General features: G+C 67.5%; 16 protein-coding genes. 8 read left to right on the top strand and 8 right to left on the bottom strand.

Features of this window, described 5'->3' with window-relative positions:
• Positions 1 to 59: 59 nt before the first annotated feature.
• The 3 genes from WKB25_RS15590 to adh form a co-directional block, all read right to left on the bottom strand.
• On the bottom strand, positions 60 to 449 hold the full coding sequence (locus WKB25_RS15590; RefSeq protein ID WP_340571677.1) for a hypothetical protein: 390 nt from the start codon (positions 447 to 449) through the stop codon (positions 60 to 62).
• Between the two features lie 104 nt (positions 450 to 553).
• Entirely contained in the window at positions 554 to 1,582 is a 1,029-nt protein-coding gene (adhP, locus tag WKB25_RS15585; protein ID WP_340571675.1) for an alcohol dehydrogenase AdhP, read from the bottom strand.
• A 74-nt stretch (positions 1,583 to 1,656) separates the two neighbouring features.
• Positions 1,657 to 3,186 carry an aldehyde dehydrogenase gene (gene adh / locus WKB25_RS15580; RefSeq protein WP_100461717.1) on the bottom strand — a complete coding sequence of 510 codons (1,530 nt, stop codon included), beginning with the start codon at positions 3,184 to 3,186 and terminating at the stop codon, positions 1,657 to 1,659.
• A 222-nt stretch (positions 3,187 to 3,408) separates the two neighbouring features.
• Here adh and WKB25_RS15575 point away from each other — a divergent pair, with 222 nt between their 5' ends.
• Complete coding sequence (locus tag WKB25_RS15575) at positions 3,409 to 5,259, top strand: sigma-54-dependent Fis family transcriptional regulator (RefSeq protein ID WP_340571674.1); 1,851 nt, start codon at positions 3,409 to 3,411, stop codon at positions 5,257 to 5,259.
• A gap of 51 nt (positions 5,260 to 5,310) precedes the next feature.
• Here the strand turns inward: WKB25_RS15575 and eda are convergent, their stop codons facing one another.
• Positions 5,311 to 5,949, bottom strand: coding sequence for a bifunctional 4-hydroxy-2-oxoglutarate aldolase/2-dehydro-3-deoxy-phosphogluconate aldolase (gene eda, locus WKB25_RS15570; protein WP_340571673.1), 639 nt, complete (start codon positions 5,947 to 5,949; stop codon positions 5,311 to 5,313).
• On the bottom strand, positions 5,936 to 6,955 hold the full coding sequence (locus tag WKB25_RS15565) for a sugar kinase (protein WP_340571672.1): 1,020 nt from the start codon (positions 6,953 to 6,955) through the stop codon (positions 5,936 to 5,938). Before WKB25_RS15565 ends, eda begins: the two co-directional genes overlap by 14 nt.
• A 285-nt stretch (positions 6,956 to 7,240) precedes the next feature.
• On the opposite strand from WKB25_RS15565, the gene WKB25_RS15560 reads away from it, so the two are divergent.
• Together WKB25_RS15560 and WKB25_RS15555 are read left to right on the top strand one after the other, a co-directional pair.
• Positions 7,241 to 10,003 (top strand): TonB-dependent receptor, encoded by a 2,763-nt coding sequence (locus tag WKB25_RS15560; protein ID WP_340571671.1) that lies wholly within the window; start codon positions 7,241 to 7,243, stop codon positions 10,001 to 10,003.
• Positions 10,004 to 10,139: 136 nt separating this feature from the next.
• Positions 10,140 to 13,943 (top strand): LamG-like jellyroll fold domain-containing protein, encoded by a 3,804-nt coding sequence (locus WKB25_RS15555; protein ID WP_340571670.1) that lies wholly within the window; start codon positions 10,140 to 10,142, stop codon positions 13,941 to 13,943.
• Between the two features lie 13 nt (positions 13,944 to 13,956).
• Here WKB25_RS15555 and WKB25_RS15550 read toward each other — a convergent pair whose 3' ends face one another.
• From WKB25_RS15550 to WKB25_RS15540, 3 genes are read right to left on the bottom strand one after another with little or no spacing between them, the layout of a single operon-like run.
• Complete coding sequence (locus WKB25_RS15550) at positions 13,957 to 14,544, bottom strand: cysteine dioxygenase family protein (protein WP_340571668.1); 588 nt, start codon at positions 14,542 to 14,544, stop codon at positions 13,957 to 13,959.
• Positions 14,545 to 14,595: 51 nt separating this feature from the next.
• A complete protein-coding gene (locus tag WKB25_RS15545) occupies positions 14,596 to 16,218 on the bottom strand; it encodes a carboxylesterase family protein (protein WP_340571666.1) in 1,623 nt (540 codons plus the stop codon).
• Positions 16,215 to 17,198, bottom strand: coding sequence for an alpha/beta hydrolase (locus WKB25_RS15540; RefSeq protein ID WP_340571665.1), 984 nt, complete (start codon positions 17,196 to 17,198; stop codon positions 16,215 to 16,217). The genes WKB25_RS15545 and WKB25_RS15540 overlap by 4 nt, the downstream gene beginning before the upstream one ends.
• A gap of 175 nt (positions 17,199 to 17,373) precedes the next feature.
• On the opposite strand from WKB25_RS15540, the gene WKB25_RS15535 reads away from it, so the two are divergent.
• Genes WKB25_RS15535 through WKB25_RS15515 form a run of 5 tightly spaced genes read left to right on the top strand, consistent with a single transcriptional unit; the run spans position 17,374 to position 22,662 of the window.
• Positions 17,374 to 18,183: a 2-keto-4-pentenoate hydratase gene (locus WKB25_RS15535; RefSeq protein WP_340571679.1), complete on the top strand. Its 810-nt coding sequence runs from the start codon at positions 17,374 to 17,376 to the stop codon at positions 18,181 to 18,183.
• A 39-nt stretch (positions 18,184 to 18,222) separates the two neighbouring features.
• Positions 18,223 to 19,227, top strand: a complete 1,005-nt coding sequence (locus WKB25_RS15530; protein ID WP_340571664.1) for a TRAP transporter substrate-binding protein — start codon at positions 18,223 to 18,225, stop codon at positions 19,225 to 19,227.
• Positions 19,228 to 19,237: 10 nt separating this feature from the next.
• Positions 19,238 to 19,768 carry a TRAP transporter small permease gene (locus tag WKB25_RS15525; protein WP_340571663.1) on the top strand — a complete coding sequence of 177 codons (531 nt, stop codon included), beginning with the start codon at positions 19,238 to 19,240 and terminating at the stop codon, positions 19,766 to 19,768.
• A gap of 3 nt (positions 19,769 to 19,771) precedes the next feature.
• Positions 19,772 to 21,055: a TRAP transporter large permease gene (locus tag WKB25_RS15520; protein ID WP_340571661.1), complete on the top strand. Its 1,284-nt coding sequence runs from the start codon at positions 19,772 to 19,774 to the stop codon at positions 21,053 to 21,055.
• A gap of 17 nt (positions 21,056 to 21,072) precedes the next feature.
• The gene (locus WKB25_RS15515; RefSeq protein WP_340571660.1) at positions 21,073 to 22,662 is read left to right on the top strand and encodes a family 43 glycosylhydrolase; all 1,590 of its coding nucleotides are present in this window, start codon (positions 21,073 to 21,075) and stop codon (positions 22,660 to 22,662) included.
• Positions 22,663 to 22,679: the final 17 nt, after the last annotated feature.

Here is a 22,679-nt window from a genome sequence, read left to right as displayed (position 1 = left end):
GCCGGCAACTGCAGGATGGCTGAGGTTGCCGGCCAGCGGCCGGCACTACCTGTATGCGGTCAGCACGGATCGCGCGACGCGCGACGACCGAACCACCAGCCGACCAGCAACTGTACCGGCAGCGAAACCAGCAGGCCGATGACGAACCACTGTGGGAAATCGCCCCCCACCACCCACAGACCATAGCCCGCGCCGAGTACCAGCAACGACCAGATCGAGCTGCCATGCGCGCGCGGCCAGCACGGAGCGTAGTAGGTGGCAAAGGCAATGGCAGCAATGCCGCCGAGCACGGTGAACGCCAGGTCCCAGCCGAGCTGCGCTTCACTTCCCGGCGTCAGGCCCAGCAGCGATGGCAGCCAGCCTGCCGCACTGCTGACCAGGGTCAGCGCGAGCAACGCGCCGATCAGGGCAAGCAGGGAGAGAGAGATGGTCTTGCGCGTGGCGGGCATGCGCGCATTGTACGGCCGCCAGGCTGCCCGGCGCTGCCGGTGGATCGGCATCGCCGCCGTGCCCGTGGGAGAGGGAAACGGGCACGGCGGCCATGCACAGGGGGTCAGGCAGCGAAGTCGATCACCACGCGGCCTTCGATGGTGCCGGCGTGCATGCGCGCGAACACATCGTTGACGTTCTCCAGGCGGTCGGTGCTGACCGTCGCCGCGACCTTGCCTTCGGCGGCGAACTGCAGCGATTCCTGCAGGTCCAGGCGGGTGCCGACGATCGAGCCGCGCACGGTGACACCGTTGAGCACCATGCCGAAGATATCCAGCGGGAAGTTGCCCGGTGGCAGACCATTGAGCGAGACCGTGCCGCCGCGCCGCACCATCCCCAGCGCCTGTTCAAACGCCTTCGGCGAAACCGCGGTGACCAGTGCACCATGTGCGCCGCCGATCTCCTTCTTCAGGAATGCGGCCGGATCGGTGGTGCGCGCGTTGACGGTGACCTGCGCGCCCAGGCGCCTGGCCAGGGCCAGCTTGGCATCGTCCACGTCCACCGCGGCGACGTTCAGGCCCATCGCGCGGGCGTACTGCACGGCCATGTGGCCGAGGCCGCCGATGCCGGAGATCGCCACCCAGTCACCGGGCTTGGTGTCGGTGACCTTCAGGCCCTTGTACACCGTGACGCCCGCGCACAGCACCGGCGCGATCTCGACAAAGCCCACTTCCTTCGGAAGCAGGCCGACATAGTTGGCATCGGCCAGTGCGTACTCGGCGAAGCCGCCGTTGACCGAGTAGCCGGTATTGCGCTGCGTTTCGCACAGCGTTTCCCAGCCCCCCAGGCAGTGTTCGCAATGGCCACACGCCGAGTACAACCAGGGGATGCCGACCCTGTCACCTTCCTTGATGTGCCCTACCCCGCCTCCCACGGCCACGACGTGCCCCACGCCCTCGTGGCCGGGGATGAACGGCGGGTTCGGTTTCACCGGCCAGTCGCCCTCGGCGGCGTGCAGGTCGGTGTGGCAGACGCCACAGGCCTCGATCTTGACCAGGACCTCGCCCGCCCCCGGGCGCGGTACCACGACTTCTTCGATGACCAGCGGCTTGCCGAACTCACGGACAACGGCGGCCTTCATGGTTCTGTTCATGCGTGCTTCTCCGTAGTGCGCTTGCAGACAGGATGGCGCCGGCCCCATGCCCGCGCCTTGATCCCGATCAATCCTCAGAAGAAGCCGAGCTTCTTCGGTGCATAGCTGACCAGCAGGTTCTTGGTCTGCTGGTAGTGGTCGAGCATCATCCGGTGGTTCTCGCGGCCGATGCCGGACTGTTTGTAGCCGCCGAACGCGGCGTGTGCCGGGTAGGCGTGATAGCAGTTGGTCCATACCCGCCCGGCCTGTATCGCGCGGCCCACCCGGTACAGGCGCGCGGCATCGCGGCTCCAGACGCCGGCACCCAGCCCGTACAGGGTGTCGTTGGCGATCTGCAGCGCTTCTTCCTCGGTCTTGAACGTGGTCACCGACACCACCGGCCCGAAGATCTCCTCCTGGAACACACGCATGCCGTTGTGACCCTTGAACACGGTCGGCTGCACATAGAAGCCGCCGGCCAGGTCGCCACCGAGCGCGGCCTTGTCGCCACCAATCAGCACCTCGGCGCCTTCCTCGCGGCCGATGGCGATGTAGGACAGGATCTTCTCCAGCTGTTCGCCCGATGCCTGCGCCCCCACCATGGTGTTCGGGTCCAGCGGATTGCCCTGCCGGATTGCTGCCACGCGTTCGAGCACGCGTTCCATGAAACGTTCGTAGATCGATTCCTGCACCAGCGCGCGCGACGGGCAGGTGCAGACCTCGCCCTGGTTGAAGGCAAACATGACGAAGCCTTCCACGGCCTTGTCGAGGAAATCATCGTCCTCGGCCATCACGTCGGCGAAGAACAGGTTCGGCGATTTGCCGCCCAGTTCCAGCGTCACCGGAATCAGGTTCTGGCTGGCGTACTGCATGATCAGGCGGCCGGTGGAGGTCTCGCCGGTGAAGGCGATCTTGGCGATGCGCGGGCTGCTGGCCAGCGGCTTGCCCGCCTCCAGGCCGAAGCCGTTGACCACGTTGAGCACACCCGGTGGCAGCAGGTCGCCGATCACTTCCATCAGCACCAGGATCGACGCCGGCGTCTGCTCAGCCGGTTTGAGCACCACGCAGTTGCCGGCGGCCAGTGCCGGCGCAAGTTTCCAGGCCGCCATCAGCAGCGGGAAGTTCCACGGAATGATCTGCCCGACCACGCCCAGCGGTTCGTGGAAATGGTAGGCCACGGTGTCGTCGTCGATCTGCGACAGGCTGCCTTCCTGCGCGCGCAGGCAACCGGCGAAGTAGCGGAAGTGGTCGGCCATCAGCGGCACGTCGGCGTTGAGCGTCTCGCGGATCGGCTTGCCGTTGTCCCAGGTCTCGGCGTGGGCCAGCAGTTCCAGGTTCTGCTCGATGCGATCGGCGATGCGATTGAGCAGCAGCGCACGGTGTGCGGCCGATGTGCGGCCCCAGGCGTCCTTGGCGGCGTGCGCGGCATCGAGTGCGGCGTCGATATCCTCGGCGTTGGAGCGGGCCACTTCAGTGAACACCTGGCCGTTCACCGGCGAGATGTTGTCGAAGTACTGGCCGCTGCGCGGGGCGATCCATTCGCCACCGATGTAGTTGCCATAGCGCGGCTTGAACAGGGAGCGCGGATCGGTGGCATGCGGGCGGGTGGACGGTACAGCGTTCATGGCGGCTCCTGTGATGGGCATGGTGCATCCACAGGCGCAAAGACGATGCCAACTCTGGCCTGCTGCGCTGCATCACGCGCTCATCGCCCGGCCATCGGTCATCCTGTCACGCGCCCTGCGGCGGCGCAGCAAGCGCGGCCGTTGCAGGCCGACGCGGGGTGTGCTGTTAATCGGGACAGGTCCCGCAACAACTGTCGCAATGTGCGACACAGGAGGCTGTCGGTGTCCCCGCTTGCTCCCGATCCCCGCCTGGGCAGTGCCCGGCGCAGTTTCTTCGAGCGCGGCGCGGCCCCGGTCGGCGCGGTGCCCGAGGCGATCCTGCATTCCTGGCAACGCTGCCAGCGGCACGGCCTGCTGGTGGATGCGCAGCCGGCCGCCGAACCACTGACCGACCACCGCCTGCGCGAACTGCGCCAGCGCCGCGAGCGCCTGTGGCGACAGGCGCGCCCGGAGCTGGATGGGTTGGCGGCGGAAATGACCCACAGCGGCAGCATCGTGCTGCTGACCGATGAAGACGGCTGGATCCTCGACGCCGAAGGCAGCACTGGTTTCCTCGACAAGGCCGGTCGTGTTGCGCTGATGCCGGGCATGCGCTGGGATGAAGGCACGGTCGGCACCAACGCGATCGGCACCGCGCTGGTGGACGGACATGCGCTGCAGGTGCGTGGCGGTGAACACTACTTCGCCCCGCACGGCATCCTCACCTGTTCGGCGGTGCCGATCCTCGATCCCTACGGGCAGTGCCTGGGTGTGCTCGATGTTTCGGGCGATGCGCGGTTGCCGCATCTGCATGCACTGGCGCTGGTGCGGCAGGCAGTGGCACAGATCGAGCATCGTGGTTTTGCCGACGGCCTGGCCGACTGCGAGCTGCTGCGCCTGCATCATCAACCTGCGCTGCTCGGCAGTGCGCGCGAGGGCGTACTCGGCTTCCGCGGCGGTCGCCTGGTCGCGGCCAATCGTGCCGGCCTGTCACTGTTCGGGCTCGATCGGCAGGACATCGGCCGTACGCCGTACGAAGCACTGTTCGAACAACCGCTCTCGCGGCTGGCCGATGACGGCGTGCTGCTTGATCGCCAGGGTCGTCGCCTGTACGGCGTGCGCGAAGCACGCGCGTCGCGACGCAGTGTGGCCACGTCGGTGGCGACCGCGCAGGCGCCGGCCCATGCGCAGGGTCCACTGTTCGATGCCGTGCAGCAACAGCAGCTGGCCACCGCCGGGCGTGTGCTGCAGGCCGGGTTGCCGGTGCTGCTGCAGGGCGAGACCGGCACCGGCAAGGAAGTCTTCGCGCGTGAACTGCACGCACGCAGCACGCGTGCCGGTAAGCCCTTCGTCGCGGTGAACTGCGCGGCGTTGCCGGAAGGCCTGATCGAAGCAGAACTGTTCGGCTACGAGGACGGTGCCTTTACCGGTGCACGCCGCCAGGGCAGCCCAGGCCTGCTGCGGCAGGCAGAGGGCGGCACGTTGTTCCTCGATGAGATCGGCGACATGCCGCTGACGCTGCAACCGCGTCTGCTGCGTGTGCTGCAGGAGCGCGAGCTGTCACCGCTGGGCGGTGGCAAGCCGGTGAAACTGGATTTCGCGCTGGTCTGCGCCAGCCACTGTGAGCTGCCGCAGGCGGTGGACGCAGGCCGCTTCCGTGCGGATCTGTATTACCGCATCGCCGACCACGTGGTGACCCTGGCACCGCTGCGGCAGCATCCTGATCGCGGTGCCGTGGTGGATGCCCTGTGGCAGCAGCTGGGACAGGGCCATGTGTTGTCTGCGCAGACGCGCGCGGCACTGGTGGCCCATGCCTGGCCCGGCAACCTGCGCCAGCTGAGCGCCTGCCTGCGTACGCTGGCCGCCCTGGCTGAGCCGGGTCAAGCAGTGGATCCGCAGCTGCTGCCGGCGAACCTGCGTGCTGGCACGGTGACCGCGCCAGCACTGCCTGCCAGCGGTGCGCTGGAAGAAATCGCCGAGGCGGCCATGCGCCAGGCGCTGGCCGAGTGCCAGGGTAACGTCAGCGCGGCCGCCAAGCGGCTGGGGATCAACCGCAGCACCCTGTACCGGCGGCTGGGTACGCCACGCGCCTGAGGGGATCCGCTGGCGCCGGGCCTGTGCCCGGCTCCAGCAGGGGCCGAGGGATCAGCCCGCCAGCACTGCGGCTTCGCGCGCCAGTCGCTCGACGCTGTCCCAGTCGCGGGTCTGCATCAGCGCGGCGGTGGTCAGCCAGGAGCCGCCCACGCACAGCACGTTGGGCAGGTGCAGGAACTGGCTGGCGGTCTGCGCGCTGATGCCGCCGGTCGGGCAGAAGCGGACATCAGAGAACGGGCCGTGCCACGCCGACAGCATCGCGGCACCCCCGGCCTGCACTGCGGGGAAGAACTTGAAGGTATCCAGGCCATGTTCCAGGCCGACGATCAGCTCCGAGCCGGTGGCCACACCCGGCAGGTAGGGCAGATCGGCATCGCGCGCGGCGGCGTACAGCCGTGGCGTCGCCCCGGGCGACACCGCGAAGCGGCCGCCGGCTTCCTTCACCGCCTGCATCTGTGCAGCATCGAGCACGGTGCCGGCACCGATCACCGCATCCGGTACCGCTTCGACCATTGCCTTGATGGCCTCCAGCGCGCGTGGCGTGCGCAGGGTCACCTCGATCACCGGCAGGCCACCACGGAACAGTGCCTGCGCGACCTGCACCGCATCGTCGATGTCATCGGGGGTGAACACCGGAATCACCGGTGCCAGTTTCAGTACCGCACGAACGCGTGGATCAGCGCCGGACATCGAATCGCTCCTCGCCCATCAGGGCCAACACATCAGCTTCGCTGACGGGATTGAAATCGCCGGGAATGGAGTGCTTCAGGCCCCCGGCAGCCAGGCCGAAGCGCACGGTGGCGTCGGCATCGAAGGCGGACAGGATGCCATGCAGGATGCCTGCCGCGAAGGCATCACCGCCGCCGATGCGGTCGACGATGCCCTGCAGCTGGCGCACCGGTGCCTGTGCGCGGGTGCCATCGCGGCCCAGCAGCAGTGCGCCCAGCGCATGATGGTCCACGCTCAGCGTCTGCCGCTGGGTGCAGGCCAGCCACTGCAGCTGCGGGAATGCGTCGAATGCCGCTGCTGCTGCCGCTTCCACGCGCGCGACCACGTCGGCCTGTTCAAAACGCTGGCCGAGGATGACTTCGATATCGCGGTAGTCGGCAAAGACGATGTCGGCCTGCGCGAACAGTTCGTGCAGGATCGCCTGCGCATCACCGCCCCAACGCTGCCACAGCTTCGGCCGGAAGTTGCCATCGAAGGACACGCGCACGCCCAGCGCACGGGCGGCGCGCGCTGCAGCCAGCGTGGCCTGGGCCACGTCCGGGCCCAGCGCCGGGCTGACCCCGGACAGGTGCAGCCACTGCGCGCCCTGCAGCAGCGCAGGCCAGTCGTAGTCGGCGGCGCTGCTGTTGGCGAATGCGGAATCGGCGCGGTCATAGACCACTTCACTGGCTCGTTGCACCGCGCCGGTGGTCAGGAAATACAGGCCCATGCGACCGTCGGCATCCTCGCGCACGCTGCGCGTATCGACGCCATGCCGGCGCAGTTCGGCCAGCGCATGCGCGCCGAGCGCGTTGCCGGCGACGGTGCTGACCATGGCCACGTCATGTCCAAAGCGGGACAGCGAGACAGCCACGTTCGCCTCGGCGCCGCCGACGTGCACCTGCAGCTGCGGCGACTGCAGCAGCAGCTCGCGACCGGGTGCGCCCAGGCGCAGCAGCAATTCCCCGAAACACACGATACGACCCATTTCTGCTCCTTCACGCGTGCCGCCCGCATGTGACACTGGGCGGCGTGGTTGTGGACCACGCGTGGGGCGTGGATTTGGCTAGCGGTGTCATTACAATCTCGCCCGGCCTTGCCCTAAGCCTACCAAACTGTTGGAAGCATTGTCCTGCAAGCATCTTGGAGACATTTCAGATCTGTTGCGGTGCAAGATGCCGGATCGGGAACGTGCTGCTAACGTCCGGCCTGACCAGCGGTGTCATCACGCTGAAACAGCCGCGATACCAGACCTTTGGGAGAGGGGAAAGGCATGCATTCTCGGAACCATGAAAAAAAGACACCGGTTACCTTGCTCGCGATGGCCGTCGCACTGGCCTTGGCAGGCAACGCCGGCGCGCAGCAGCAGAGCGCCAACCCGAACGCCACCGACCTGGATACGGTCACCGTCACCGGCTACCGCGCCAGCGTGGAGAAGGCGCTGGACATCAAGCGCGGCGAAGCCGGCGTGGTCGATGCCATCGTTGCCGAGGACATCGGCAAGTTCCCCGACCTGAACCTGGCCGAGTCGCTGCAGCGCATCCCGGGCGTGGTCATCACCCGCGAGGCCGGCGAAGGCCGCAACATCTCGGTGCGTGGCCTCGGCCCGGAATTCACCCGCGTGCGCATCAATGGAATGGAAGCGCTGACCACGGTCGGCGCCGGTGACCAGAGCGGCGGCACCAACCGCGGCCGTGGCTTCGACTTCAACGTGTTCGCCTCGGACCTGTTCTCGCAGCTGCTGGTGCGCAAGACCGCCTCGGCCGATGTAGAGGAAGGCTCGCTGGGCGCTACCGTCGATCTGCGCACCGCGCGCCCGTTCGACTATGACGGCTTCACTTTTGCCGCCAGCGGCCAGGCCAGCTACAACGCGATGGCCGAGAAGGCCGACCCGCGCATCGCCGCGCTGGTCTCCAACACCTTCGCCGATGGCACCTTCGGCGCCTTGCTGTCGGTTGCCTATTCCGAGCGCCAGGCGCTGGAGGAAGGTTCCAACACCGGCCGCTGGGCCAACGGCCCGAGCAACGGCAACTTCGCCGCGTCCTCGCCGTTCGCCGCCGCGCGTGGCGCCAACGTGTTCCATCCGCGCTTCCCGCGCTACGTGCAGATGGAACACGAACAGAAGCGGCTCGGCGTAACCGGTTCGTTGCAGTGGAAGCCGAACGACGCCACCGAGATCTCGCTGGATGCGCTGTACTCGAAGATCGATGCGACGCGCGACGAGCACTACATCGAAGCGATCTCGTTCAGCCGTGGCGCCAATGCCAACGCGCGCCTGGCCGGCAAGCCGACTACCATTGTCAAGAACGGCGAGATCCGCGACAACGCACTGCTCTACGGCGAATTCGACAACGTCGACATCCGCACCGAGAACCGCCACGACGAGTGGAGCACCGAGTTCAAGCAGATCGCGCTGAACGGCCAGCACCGCTTCGGCGATGACTTCACCCTGTCCGGCAAGCTCGGCATCTCGCGCTCCAAGCACGAGAACCCGGTGCAGACCACCGTCATCATGGACAAGTACGACGTCAAGGGCTACAGCTACGACTACCGCGGCAACAGCCGTGCGCCGGTGCTCAACTACGGCATCGACCCGACCAATCCCAACGGCTGGGAACTGGCCGAGATCCGCCTGCGTCCGCAGTACGTGGACAACGACTTCGACACCGGCCAGATCGACTTCAACTGGAACATCAGCCCAGGCTTCCGACTGAAGGGCGGTGTGCTGGCCAAGGACTACACGTTCAAGACCGTCGAACTGCGCCGCGCCAGCGAACTGGCCGTGCCCAACTTCGCCGGCGGCAACAGGATCGTGCCGGCGGACCTGACCGAACAGGCCGGACTGAAGGGCATCAGCGGCAGTCCGTCGAACTGGGTCGTGCCGGACCTGGATGCGATCGCCGAACAGCTGGACATCTACAGCAACAGCGGCACCTTCGCCGTTGCCCCGCGTGCCAACAACGTGCGCAGCGTTGAAGAGAAGGACCGTGGCGCCTACCTGATGGGTGAGTTCTCCACCGAACTGGGCTCGCTGCCGCTGTCGGGCAACTTCGGCGTGCGCTACGTGCGCACCAAGCAGTCGTCCACCGGGCAGTCGACGCTGGCCAACGGCACCGTCGAAACCACGGTCAGCCGCACCTACGACGACACCCTGCCCTCGTTCAACCTGGTGGCTGAAGTCACCCCGGACTTCCTGATCCGGCTGGGTGCGGCCAAGGTGATGAGCCGTCCGGGACTGGGCAGCCTGACGCCGGGCGCGACGGTGGCCGTGGCCGGTGGTGCACGCACCATCTCCAGTGGCAACCCGGTACTGGATCCGATCCGCGCGACCAATGTCGACCTCGGCTTCGAGTGGTACTTCGCCGAAGGCGCGATGGCCGGCATCGGCCTGTTCTACAAGGACATCGAGAGCTTCGTGCAGACCACCCGCGAAGTGCGCCCGTACAGCGACAGCGGCCTGCCGGCCTCGCTGCTGGTCGGCACCGGCGCCTCGGCCAGCGATGACTTCACCTACAGCAAGCCGGTCAACACCCCCGGCGGCGAACTGCACGGCGTGGAGGCCAACTACACCCAGCCCTTCACCTTCCTGCCGGGCAAGTGGGCGAACCTGGGCGTGCAGTTGAACTACACCTGGGTGGAATCGAAGATCCAGTACATCAACGCGGCCGGGCAGCCGGTGATGAAGACCGACCTGACCGGCCTGTCGAAGTCGTCGTGGAACGCCACGCTGTTCTATGAAGGCGAGAAGTTCGCCGGGCGCATCTCGGCCACCAACCGCGATGACTACCTGACCCAGGCACCGGGCCAGGAAACCGGCTTCAACCTCGATGGCTACCACGGCATGACCGGTACCACGGTGTTCGATGCGTCCATCCGCTACAAGATCAGCGACCAGCTGGAACTGAGCCTGGAAGGCATCAACCTGACCAACGAGGCGTCCGACGAGTGGGTGTACTCGCCGCTGACCGGTCGCCTGCCGCTGCAGTACACCGAGACCGGCCGCCAGTACCTGCTGGGGCTGCGCTACAAGTTCTGAGCAACGCCGGCGGCGTGCCACCCGGCACGCCGTCGTTCGCCACGACCGCTGCTGCGCCGCAAGGTGCCGTCGCGGCGTGGCCTTGCTACGGTCCGGCGGCCCTCGCCGGCCGTCGCCCGTTGAAAGGAAACGCCTGATGCCGCACCGCTCGACCCTGTCCCGCTGCCTGCTGCTGGCGGTGGCCCTGGCTGCCGGCCCCGCGATGGCCGCTACCGATGCACCCACGCTGCTGTTCCACGTCGATGCCGGCAAGGGTCTTGAGGCCGTGGTGGCGCAGGGTGAGCCGGTGCCGAACTTCCGCGACAAGGTCGACATCGTCGACGACGGAGCACGCGGCAAGGCGATCCAATGGCAGGACGACGGCGTGCTTGCCTGGGATGCGCCCGGCAACATCCTCGCCCAGCGCGGCACCCTCGCCTTCGACTGGCGCGCGCGCTACGCGGTGGGTGAAGCACCGTTCGTGATCTTCCGCGTCGGCTACGCCGACCACAGCAGCTGGGACATGGCCTGGCTGCGCATCGACTGGAACGGGCATGGCTTCGATGCGTTCGTCACCGATGCCAACCTCGCCCGCACGCGCGTGTCGTTCCGCATGGACACGCCACCACGTCCGGACCAGTGGCTGCACCTGGCCTTTGCCTGGGACGAAGACCAGGGCGTACGCCTGTTCGTCGATGGCCGCGAGGTGGCGCGCGCACAGGCCACGGGTGACTACGACGCGGCGCTGGACCAGCTTGGCCTGGCCGGACGGGTGATGGCGCCCTACCAGGTGCAGAGCCGCTACAACTTCCTGCGCGGCAGCGATTTCCAGCACATCCGCGTGTACGACCGCATGCTCGATGCTGCGGCGGTCAGTGCGCTCGCGCGTGGCAAGGCCGTCACCAGCGCCGTTGCCGGCGCCAGCGATGACCGCGCCTGGCGCCATCGCTTCGGTTGGGACGGCGCAGCGCCACCGGCACTGACCGCAGCCAGCACGCGCATCCGCAAGATCGAGTTTGCCGATGCCCGTGATCTGAAGGCATGGATGTGGAAGGCCACCGACGGCGTCGCCGAGACCACCTGGCCCGGCGTCTACAACCGCTCGCGCCTGCCCGGCCGCAACGACTACTTCCAGTTGCCGGACTGGAACACCTATGTGGAAAGCGGCCAGCACCTGGACCTCACCGTTCCGGCCGGCGAAACCGTCAACCGCGTGGAGATCCGCGGTGCGGCGTTCGGCACATTGGCCCATGGCCGCGATGCGGCGCATGCCACACAGGTGCTGGCAACGCGTCCCCAAGGCGTGGTGCGCAGCGTCGACGACATTCCGGCACAGACCGGGGGAGTGCTGCGTTTCAGCAACGTCGAACAGGAAACGCCGATCCAGGAGATCTGGGCGTATGGCGTGAGCGAAGGCGCCGAGCCCGATGGCACGGTCAAACAGACCTATGTCATCGACAGCCAGGCGCTACCCGACTACACCAACCTGGACACGCTGCGCCGCTACATCGACGGCCGCTATCCGCTGGCCGAACGCAGCACGGTGATGGCGCTGCCGAAGGGCGCAGGCTCGCGGCGCCGCAGCGCCGACACGCTGCCGGCCCAGCCGAAGCCGATCGTGCACGTGCTGATTCCCTCCGGCGTGGGTGATGCGCCGGCCAACCAGCCGTTGATCCGCAGCTGGGCCTACAGCTGGGAAAACATGCATGACGGCCTGGACGGCGTGGCCATCGATATCCCCGCGCTGGACCAGCCGGCCACGCACGATGGGCTGATCCCGCTGAACATCCGCATCAAGGATCCGATCTGGCCGGCGCGCGACATGATCGATGTTTCGGTCTCGGTGCAGCCCGGGCAGAAGCGCACGCTGTGGCTGGACCTGCGCGACCGCATCCTGACGCCCGACAGCCTGTGGCTGAGCATCGCCTCGGCTGCGCCCGGCTTCGATGCGGCGTCGCTGGATGGTGCGCAGGTGCGTCTGGTGTTCAAGCCACGCGCCGAGGCGATCAAGGAGCATGTGGCCGACCGCTTCAACCAGGTGCGCGACAACTGGGGCTTCCTGGTGGAGGAACACACCACCTCCAAGCGCCAGCGCCTTTACGCGCGCGTATACGCGGACCTGAGCGATCTGCTGCGGGTGGACCCGGACCACGAGCTGGGCCGGTTGTACTGGAACTACATCAGCTACAACAGCCAGGGGCGACCGCCGTACACCGCGCCGGAGGTGCCCAAGGGCGTACCGGCGTGGGCGTTCCACCAGGTGCAGGACCTGGCCCAGGTGCGGCGGTTCGTCGACTGGTGGATCGATCAGCGCCAGGTGGCCTACGGCGATTTCGGAGGCGGCATCTCCGACGATTCCGACCTGACCCAGCAATGGCCGGGGCTGGCCCTGATGGGCGTGCAGCCGGACCGCCTGAATGCCTCGCTGACCGCATTGTCCGACGCGGTGTACCGCAATGGCATGTTCAGCAATGGCCTGAGCACCATCGAGACCGACGAGCTGCATGCCTACGAGGAAGGGATCAACACCAACAGCGCGATGCTCTACCTCAACTGGGGCGATCCACTGACCCTGGAACGACTGATGGAAACGGTGAAGGCGTTCGACGAGCGCATCATCCTGCGCAACCCACAGGGTCATCTGCTGTTTTCCAGCAACTGGTTCGGTGGCAACAAGGTCTACCGCGAACCGAACTGGCAGTGGCAGAAGCCGTATTCGTTCCCGGTGCTGCATCCGGCGTTCCTGCTGGGCCAGTACAACGCCGACCCGACCGGTCGCCGGCTGGTGATCGGCCTGGCCGATGGCTATCTGGCCCATGCCGGCAGCGACGACAAGGGCCGCTTCACCCTGCCCAACGAGATCAACTGGGCGACCGGCGAGACCCGTGGCGGCGAACTCAACAATGGTTCCGGCAGCGGCGACACCATGCACACATTCTGGGCGGCATGGCGCTGGACCGGCGATGCGAAGTACCTGCAGGCCCTCGACTACCGCGTGGCCCGCGGCGGGCCCGGCGCGCTGGCCAACCTGGGCGAGAACTACGTGGAAGCGCTGGGCCGTCAGCAGGACTGGTACCCGCTGCTGACCGCCGACGCCGATGCCGGAAAAACCGGCTTCGCCAGCCTGATGGCATGGCAGGCCAGCGAGGAACGGAAGTATATCGACGCACTGCATGCCGACGGCCTGCAGGCCAAGGCACAACGCGCGTACATGAACACCGAGGGCCACTGGTGGTCCGACCGGGTGGAAGCGCCGAGCGAGTTCCTGCAGCGTGCGCGGCTGGGTGGGATCGCCTTGAAGCGCAACCAGAGCTGGCCCGGTCACACCGTCAGCTGGCGCTTCGATCGCGAGGGTGCCGCGGAACAGGTGGCACTGCTGGTGCATGCGCCCTCACGCGAGCGCTTCACGGTCACCAGCCATAACCTCGGTTCGCGCGTGATCGCTGCTGACATGACGGGTTGGAACGTGGGCAGCGGTACCTGGCGCGTGCGCAGTGGTGTGGATGCCGACGGCGATGGCCGCATCGACGGTACGCCGCGCGAGCGCGTGGTGCAGCTGGAAACGAGTGCTTCGGTACCGATGCAGTTCCAACCCGGCCGCACCGAAATATTCGAGTTCGAGCGCGGGTATGCGGGGACGCCGGTGGAAACGCGTCCGGATCTGGGCGTGGGCCGTGGTGATGTGCGGATGGACGGGCGCCAGGTACACGTGACGGTGCACGGCCTTGGGCATGTGGCCAGCGGCGTGGGCGTGGTGGTGCTGGAAGATGCGCGGGGCCGCGAGATCGCACGCACCGAAGTACCGGCGATGGCCGCACCGAGCGACCTGCTGCCGAAGACCGCAGTGGTGTCGTTGCCGTTGCCGGCCGGCGATCGAAGTGGGCTGCGCGTGCGCATTGCGCTGGTCGATGGCGGTGAGGAAGTGACGCGGCTCAACAATGTGGTGGATGTGCCGCGGTGACGCCTGATTGCGGTCAGGACGCCTCGGTCTCCATCACCTTCACCTGGCGCTGGTACCAGCCGTCGTCCAGCGGATTGAATACCGCACTGCGCTCCATCACGCCCTGATACACATGCAGTGACACCGCAATGTCCTCGTCGCTGGCGTTGCGCAGCGTGTGGTACTCGTACGGTGGGATCAGGCTGCCGGCGCTGCCGCGGTGACCGTACAGCGTGTCCTGCGCGGCGAAGCGGTGGCGCTCGCCACGCTGTTCCAGCAGCGCATACGGGGTCACGATCAGCTCGCCCTGCCAGACGCCCTCCACGCACCACATCGCATCGTGGTCGTGCAGTGGCGTGCCCTGCCCCGGGCCCCAGCACATCGCGATCACGCTGTAGCCCAGGGTAGGGCTGCGGTGCAGTTCACGGCGTGCGTAATGGCCATCCACCGGACGGCGTACGCAGGGTGGCAGCTCGATCAGCGGATCGACGATGGCCTCGCGCAGCACGCGCTGCAGCGCATCGGTGATCGCCTGCGGATCAACCAGGCAGACGGCGCCGTCGATCCCTGCAATCAAGCGTTCGCGTCCGGCGAACGGCGGTGGCGTGAACATCGCTTCCATGAACCGACTCTAGCCGAGGCGGGTTAACAGAATGTTTGCATTGCGGTGTCATCACTGCGTTCCGCGCTGCACGAAGGGCACTTTCGCATAGAGCGCACGCTCTCCCGCGCGTGGATCGTCAACCACGCGGCTGTGCCGATCGAACAGCATCGTCTGCCGTTGTGGCAATGAATACGGGTCCCATTGCGACATTCCTGCGTGATTCGGGTCGCCGTTGTGCGCAAACGCAATCAGGGCATCGCTCATCGTCGCCGCCAGTGCAATGGCATCTTCACCACCGCCGGTGCGGGCACCGTGTAGGCCAGCGTTGTCGAACACCAGCGGAATATCCAGCGTGTGGAACGCGCGCAGACGTCCCTCTTCCACCGGTGACGGCCAATCGAGCTGGTAGGCCCAGGTCGGTGCGGCACCGGTTGTCTGCCGGGCGCGTGCTTCCAGCTCTTCCACCGCACCGCGCCAGGAACGGCCGGCCGTGGTGGCGGCAAAGAGCACCTCTGATGGCGTGTAGTGCGGGTACAGGCGTCGATACTCTGCGATCACCACCGAGGGCAGAAGATCGACGAACTGCTGCTTCTGCAGCTGCGCCGGCAGACTCTCCCAGGTCAGCGTGAAGTTGGCGGGATCGTTGCCAAGGAAGGCGCGCGTCTCGTCGCGGGTGTTGCCGATCACCATCGGAATCGACGCGGACTGCGCCGGTGCCTGTGGCCAGAACGGATGTACCGGCAGCACCACCTCATCCAGCACCGGGCCGAAATACAGCGCGCTGCTTTCCACCCGCGAGGGATCGCGTGCGCGGGTGGCGGCCAGCAGGTCGGTCGCCGGCAGCCGCAGCAACGCCTGCAGGTCGCGCGCGCCCACGGCGTCCATCGCAATCGAAGCGCGTTGCGCCGCCGCACGCGGACCGGCCGCCGTCACCTGCTGCCCGCTCATCGTCCACGCGCGCTGGAACAGGCCCTTCGCCGCGGGCATCGCCATCAGCGTGGCGATCTTGGCACCGCCACCGGACTGCCCGAACACGGTGATGTTGCCGGCATCGCCACCGAACACCGCAGCGTGCTCGCGCACCCACTGCAGCGCCTGCACCAGATCGAGCTGGCCGACGTTGCCGGAGGCCGCATAACGCGGGTCGCCCAGAGCGCCCAGGTACAGGTAGCCGAAGGTGTTCAGGCGATGATTGACGGTGACCACCACCACGTCGCCGCGTCGGCACAGCGCGCTACCGTCGTACAGCGGGTCGCTGCCGGAACCGTTGTTGAAGCCACCGCCATGGATGTAGACCAGGATCGGCCGCTTGCCGCCGTCGCCCAGTGCTGGCGTCCATACGTTGAGGAACAGGCAATCTTCGCTGCCCGGTCCGTCCGCCCCGGTCTGTGGCGCAGAGGCGGCGTATTCCAGGGCGTCGGCGATACCACGCCAGCCCGTCTCGCGCCGCGGCGGCTGGAAACGGTAGGCGGAGGTGTCAGCGCCATAACGCAGGCCACGGAACACGTGCACGCCGTGCTCGCGCTGGCCACGCACGCGGCCGCCACGCAGGCGTGCCACCACCTGTGTGTCAGCACGTGGCCCAGGCAGCGCGGATGCAGGAAGCGCTGCGAGGGTGGCCGTGGCCAGCGCCCAGCGTGCACTGTCGCGCAGGAAACGGCGGCGCTGCAGGTCGGTCGTCCCGCTGTTCAAGGCGCGGTCTCCGCCGCCAGCAGCCAGCGTTGTGCCAGCAGCGGCCACACGGCCAGCGTTGAATCGGGCGGCATGCGCATGCCGAAGCCATGGCCGCCATGGGCGAACAGGTGCAGCTCGTGTTCGACACCCGCCTTGGCCAGCGCCTGTGCCATCACCTCGCTGTTGTGCACGTTGACCACCCGATCGTCGTTGGCATGGATCAGCAGCGTCGGCGGCATGTCCGCGCGTACGTGCTGCTGCATCGAATACTGCGCGGCCAGCGCCGCATCGGGCTGCTCACCCAGCAGGCGTCCGCGTGAGCCGCTGTGTGCATGCGCGCCCATGTCGATCACTGGATACACCAGCACCGCGCGGGCGGGACGCGCGCTGAGGCGATCGATGGCATCGCGTGGCGGGTAGACCGGCGCATCGAAGCCGGTGGCCAGCCGTGCGGCGACGTGGCCACCGGCGGAGAAGCCCATCACCGACACGCTGTCGGCATCCAGCCTGCGCCGTGCGGCCTGGTCGCGCACCACGCGCAGTGCGCGCTGCGCGTCTGCCAGTGCTGCCTGGCGGTCGCGGCCGGCCTGCGGCAGGCGGTAGCGCAGCACGAACAGGGTGTAGCCGGCGCGGTTCACCCACTCCGGCACCAGCGCGCTGTCCTCCTTGTCGATCACCACGCGCTGGTAGCCGCCACCGGGAATCACCAGCAGGGCGCGGCCGTTGCCATGGGCGGGCGCATGCACCAGCAGGTAGGGCGCATCGACCTGGTCGATGAAGCGGTCGGGGTGGGCCGGATCATCGCTGCGCTCGACCACGCGCGCCGGCCGCGCAGTGCCCGTTTCACCGGGCACCTGCCCGGCCGGCCACAGCGGTATCTGTTCTCCAGCAAGCTCCCGGCCCAACCGCTCGGCCGCGCGCAGCGGCGCATCGGCGGCGAGTGCAGGGATGGCCAGCAGCAGGCCTGACAGCAACAGCAGCACACGGGAAAAACGCATGGTGGAAAGGGCTCCGACGGGGATGCAACAGAGTGGCCGAGGTCACCGGCAAGCGCTCGTGATGCGCTGCGGCTTGCACGATGACACCGGTTTACCATATACACCTCCTGCAGACGCTGTCGATGGGCAGTGCAACAACGCCAGAGGGAGACCGTTCTTGAGCAACGAACACGGCATACATGGGCAGACGCCGCCGCCGGACGATGCGGCCGCGATCGCCCACGCCTTCACCACCGCGCGCCGCGCCGGCCAAGCCCTGTCCGGCTTCCCGGGCCTTGTCCCGCCTGACCTGGTGGCTGCCTATCAGGTGCAGGATCTGGCTATCGCCAGCTGGGATGACCATGTGGTGGGCTGGAAGGTCGGCTACATCGCCGCCGAGCGCCGCGACGCTTCCGGCGACGATCGCCTGCTGGGCCCGGTTTTCTCGCGTCAGCTGAAGAATGCTACCGGTGGAACAGTGGACATTCCGGTGTTCGTCGGCGGCTTCGGCGCGGTCGAGGCGGAGTACGTGCTGGAGCTGTTGGAGGACGCTCCGGCCGCACAGCTGCACTGGACGCCCGAGCAGGCTGAAGCGCTGCCGGCGCGCCTGTACATCGGCGTGGAAGTGGCCAGCAGCCCGCTGGCGACGATCAACGAACTCGGCCCGCGCGTGGTGGTGTCCGACTTCGGCAACAACAACGGCCTGGTGCTGGGGCCGGAGATCGCCGACTGGACCGCCCGCGACGAGACCGACCTGCGCGCCGAAACCCTGATCGAGGGCGAGGTGGTCGGCACTGGCGGAGCGACCCGCCTGCCCGGCGGCCTTCGCGCGGCATACGCGTTCGCGCTGTCCCGTTCGGCATTGCGCGGTCGGCCGCTGCGGCGCGGCGACCTGATCGCCACTGGCAACGCCACCGGCATCCATGACATCACCGCAGGACAGACGGCGCTGGTGCGGTTTGCCGGCATCGGCGAGATTGCCTGCAGGGCCGTGCCGGCCGGGTAACCGCCGCACGATCCGGTGAACACGCGCGGGAGGGCGCAGATGATCACACGACGACACTTCCTGGCCGGCGGCGCTGCTGCGCTGGCCACCCCGATGCTCGCGGCCTGTGGCCGCGGACCGGCCGACGCCATCGATGGTGGCCAGCTGCTGACCGCCACTGATGTGCATGTGGCCGACTACCCCACCGTGACCGCGGTGAAGTGGATCGGCGAAACGCTGCAGCGTGAAAGCAACGGCCGCCTGCGCCTGCGGCAATACCATTCCGGCCAGCTCGGTCGCGAATCGGAAGCGATCGACATGGCCCGTTTCGGTGCCATCGACATCACCCGCGTGTATGCCGGTGCGCTGAACAATGCATTCCCGCTCACCCAGGCACTGTGCCTGCCGTATGTGTTCGAGTCGGTGGCGCACCAGCGCGCCGCACTCGATGGCGGCATCGCCGAGGCGGTGCTGCGGGGTTTCGAGAGCCGCGACCTGGTCGGCCTGGCGATCTACGATTCCGGCGCGCGCTCCTTCTACAACACCAAGCATCCAATCGTGCAGCCCAGTGATCTGCACGGGCTGAAACTGCGCGTGGCGTCCTCGGACATCTTCATCCAGCTGATGCGCCTGCTCGGCGCCAACCCGACGCCGATGTCGCTGGGCGATACGTTCTCCGGCATGGAGACGCACATGATCGACGGTGCCGAGAACAACATGCGCAGCTTCCATTCCAGCCGGCATTTCGAGGCGGCGCATTACTGGTCGCAGAGCGATCACTCGTATGCGCCGGACGTGCTGCTGATGTCGCGCGCCAGCTTCGAGCGCCTGCAGCCGGCTGACCGCCAACTGTTGCTGGAGACCGCACGCGCCTCGGTGAAGGTGATGCGCGCGCAGTGGGATGCCTCCGAAGATGCCGCGCGCCGCGCGGTGCTGGCCTCTGGCGTGAAAGCCAACGAAGTGGATCTTCCCGCGTTCCGCGCCGCCGCCCAGCCGCTGCTGCAGCAGTACCTGCAGCAACCCGTGCTGGCCGCACTGGTCGCCCGCATCCGCGCTGCCGCCTGAGGACACTGCCATGACCGAGACGACGATTCCCGCCGCCGGCCCCGGCCAGCGCCTGCTGGACCGCATCGCCGACATCGCCATCTACATCGCCGTGGCTGCGCTGCTGGGCCTGGTGGTGGTGCAGGGCTGGCAGGTGTTCGCCCGCTACGTGATCAACGATTCGCCCAGCTGGACCGAGCCGGTGACGCTGCTGCTGCTGGCCACGGCGATGAGCCTGGGCGCGGCCTGCGGCGTGCACACCAACCGCCACTTCGGCTTCTTCCTGCTGCACGCCCACATGGGCGCCGGCCTGCGCCGGGCGGTGGATGTGTTCATCCAGCTGGTGGTAGCCGTGCTGGGCGGTTTCATCGCGTTCTGGTCGGCCGACCTGCTGCTCGATGGCATGGACATCAAGACCGCAGGCGCCAACCTGCCGCAGAGCATCAACTACCTGCCGCTGGCCGTGGGCGGTGCGCTGATGCTGTTGTTCGCACTGAACCGTGCATGGAAGGCGCTGCATGCCACGGCAGCCGATGCCGTCGACGCTGAAGGAGATCGTTGATCCATGGGTATCACCATCCTGTTCGCTGTTTTCGCCGCACTGCTGCTGTTGGGCGTGCCGGTGGCCTACGCGTTGGCCGCCGCTGCGTTGGCCACCCTGCTCTACCTGGACATCCCCAGCATCGTGCTGGTCCAGCAGATCTCCGCTGGCACCGGCTCGGCCTCGCTGATCGCCATTCCACTGTTCATCTTCGCTGGCGAGATCATGATGCGCGGCGGCATCTCCGAACGCCTGATCGCCCTGGCCTCATCGCTGGTGGGGCGCATGCGCGGTGGCCTGGGCCAGGTCTCGATCCTGTCCTCGCTGTTCTTCGGTGGTGTGTCCGGCTCGGCCATCGCCGATGTGTCGGCCGTGGGTGGCACGATGATTCCGCAGATGGTCAAGCGCGGCTACGACCGCGATTTCGCGGTGAACGTCAGCATCACCGCTGCGCTGGTGGCGCTGCTGGTGCCGCCGTCGCACAACCTGATCCTGTTCTCGGCCGCCGCCGGTGGTGGCCTGTCGATCGCTGACCTGTTCGCCGCCGGCATCGTGCCGGCGCTGCTGATGACCCTGGCGTTGATGATCACCGGCTACGTGGTCGCGCGCCGCCGTGGCTATGGCGTGGAAGTGTTCCCGGGCTGGCGCGCGGTACTGCTGCGCATCGTCTCCGCCCTGCCCGGCCTCGGCCTGGTCGCGCTGATCTTCGTCGGTATCCGCGCCGGCATCTTCACTGCGGTGGAAAGCGCGGCGATCGCCGTGGTCTACGCCCTGCTGGTCACCACCGTGCTGTACCGGCAACTGCGCTGGCGCGAGTTCTTCGACACCGTGATCCATGCCGCACGCAGCACCGGCGTGATCCTGTTCGTGATCGCCACCGCGGCGGTGTTCGGCTGGTTGCTGGCCTACCTGCAGGTGCCTGCGGCGGCGGTGGACTTCCTGCAGTCGTTCGCGCACAGCCAGTTCATGGTGCTGCTGATGATCGTGGTGATGCTGTTGCTGCTGGGTACCTTCATGGATCTGGCACCGATGATCCTGATCTGCACGCCGATCTTCCTGCCGGTGGCCAAGGCCTATGGCATCGACCCGATCCACTTCGGCCTGGTGCTGGTGCTGACCGGTGGCCTCGGCCTGGTCACCCCGCCGGTGGGCTCGGTGCTGTTCATCGGCACCGCCATCGGCAAGATCAGCGTCGGCCAGAGCATGCGCACCATCTGGCCATTCTGGTTTGTCGCGCTGGGCGTGCTGCTGGTCGTCACCTTCTTCCCGTCGCTGTCGCTGTGGCTGCCCGCCGCGCTGCGCGCCTGATGAGCGGAGGCGCTCCCATGACACCGACCCTGCACCGCGCCGCTGCAACTGCCCTGCTCAGCCTGTTGCTGGCTGCGCTGCCCGCACTGGCTGCCGATCCCGCGCCCGCGCAGTGGAAGCGCGGCATCGAGCAGCAGCGCCAGGCTGACCTCGGCAATGGCACCTTCCTGAATCCGGTGCTGGCCGGCGACAGGCCCGATCCGTCGGTGCTGAAGGACGGCGAGGACTACTACCTCACCCTGTCATCGTTCGACGCCTACCCCGGCCTGCCGATCTGGCACTCGCGCGACCTGGTCAACTGGCAGCCGCTCGGCCATGCGATCACGCAGAACGTTGGGGCGATCTGGGCACCGGACATCGTCAAGCACCAGGGCCGCTACTTCATCTACTTCCCGGCGCGCACCGGTGAGCACCGCAGCAACTTCGTGGTCTGGGCCGATGACATCACGGGCCCCTGGAGCGCACCGATCGACATCGGCCTGGGCGGCTACATCGACCCCGGCCACGCGGTGGGTGAAGACGGCAAGCGCTACCTGTTCCTCAGCGGCGGCGACTATGTGCAGCTGGCCGATGATGGCCTGAGCGTGGTGGGTACGCCGAAGCACGTGTACGACGGCTGGCGCTACCCGGAAAGCTGGGACGTGGAGGCCTATGCGCAGGAAGGGCCGAAGATCCATTTCCGCGATGGCTGGTACTACATGACCACTGCGGTGGGCGGCACCGCCGGCCCGCCGACCGGGCACATGGTGATCACCGCGCGCTCGCGCTCGATCCACGGCCCGTGGGTGAACGCGCCGAACAACCCGATCATGCGCACGCAGTCGGCGGCCGAACCGTGGTGGTCGCGCGGCCACGCCACGGTGATCGAAGGCACCGACGGCCGCTGGTGGATGATGTACCACGGCTACGAGAACGGCTTCTGGACGCTGGGCCGGCAGGCGCTGCTGGAGCCGATCGAGTGGACCGCCGATGGCTGGTTCGTGGCCAGGGGGGGTGACCTCGGGCAACCGCTGCGCAAGCCTTCGGGCAGCGCGCTGACGCCGCACGGGATGGCCCTGTCCGATGCCTTCAACGGCCGCTCGCTCGGCTCGCAGTGGGCATTCTTCAACCCGGCGTTGGATGAATACCGGCGCCTGCGCTTCAGCGGCGACGGGCTGGTGCTGCAGGGCAAGGGCAGCACGCCGCGCGATGCCTCGCCGCTGACCACCATCGCCGGCGACCCGGCCTACCAGTTCGAGGTGCAGATGGAGATCGCCCCCGGCGCGGTCGGCGGTGCCCTGCTGTTCTACAGCGACCGCCTGTACGTGGGCGTGGGCAGCAATGGCGAGCAGTTCGTCATGCACCGTTACGGCGAGGAACGCCCCAGCCGGCTGGCGGCCAGTGCCAAGGGCGGCCGGCTCTGGCTGCGGGTGACCAACAACCGCCACATCGTCACCATCCACTCCAGTGCCGATGGCCAGCGCTGGCAGAAGTATCCGGTTCAGATGGAAGTGTCCGGTTACCATCACAATGTGGCCGGCAAGTTCCTGGCACTGAAACCGGCGCTGTATGCGGCCGGCAACGGTGCGGTAACCTTCCGCAGCTTCCGCTATCGCGCGCTGGACTGAGCGCGCGCTGGAATCCC

Source organism: Stenotrophomonas sp. G106K1, from assembly GCF_037969685.1.
Taxonomy (GTDB): domain Bacteria; phylum Pseudomonadota; class Gammaproteobacteria; order Xanthomonadales; family Xanthomonadaceae; genus Stenotrophomonas; species Stenotrophomonas lactitubi.
The sequence above is the reverse complement of the archived record's forward strand: the minus strand, read 5'-3'. Positions and strand labels throughout refer to the sequence as shown.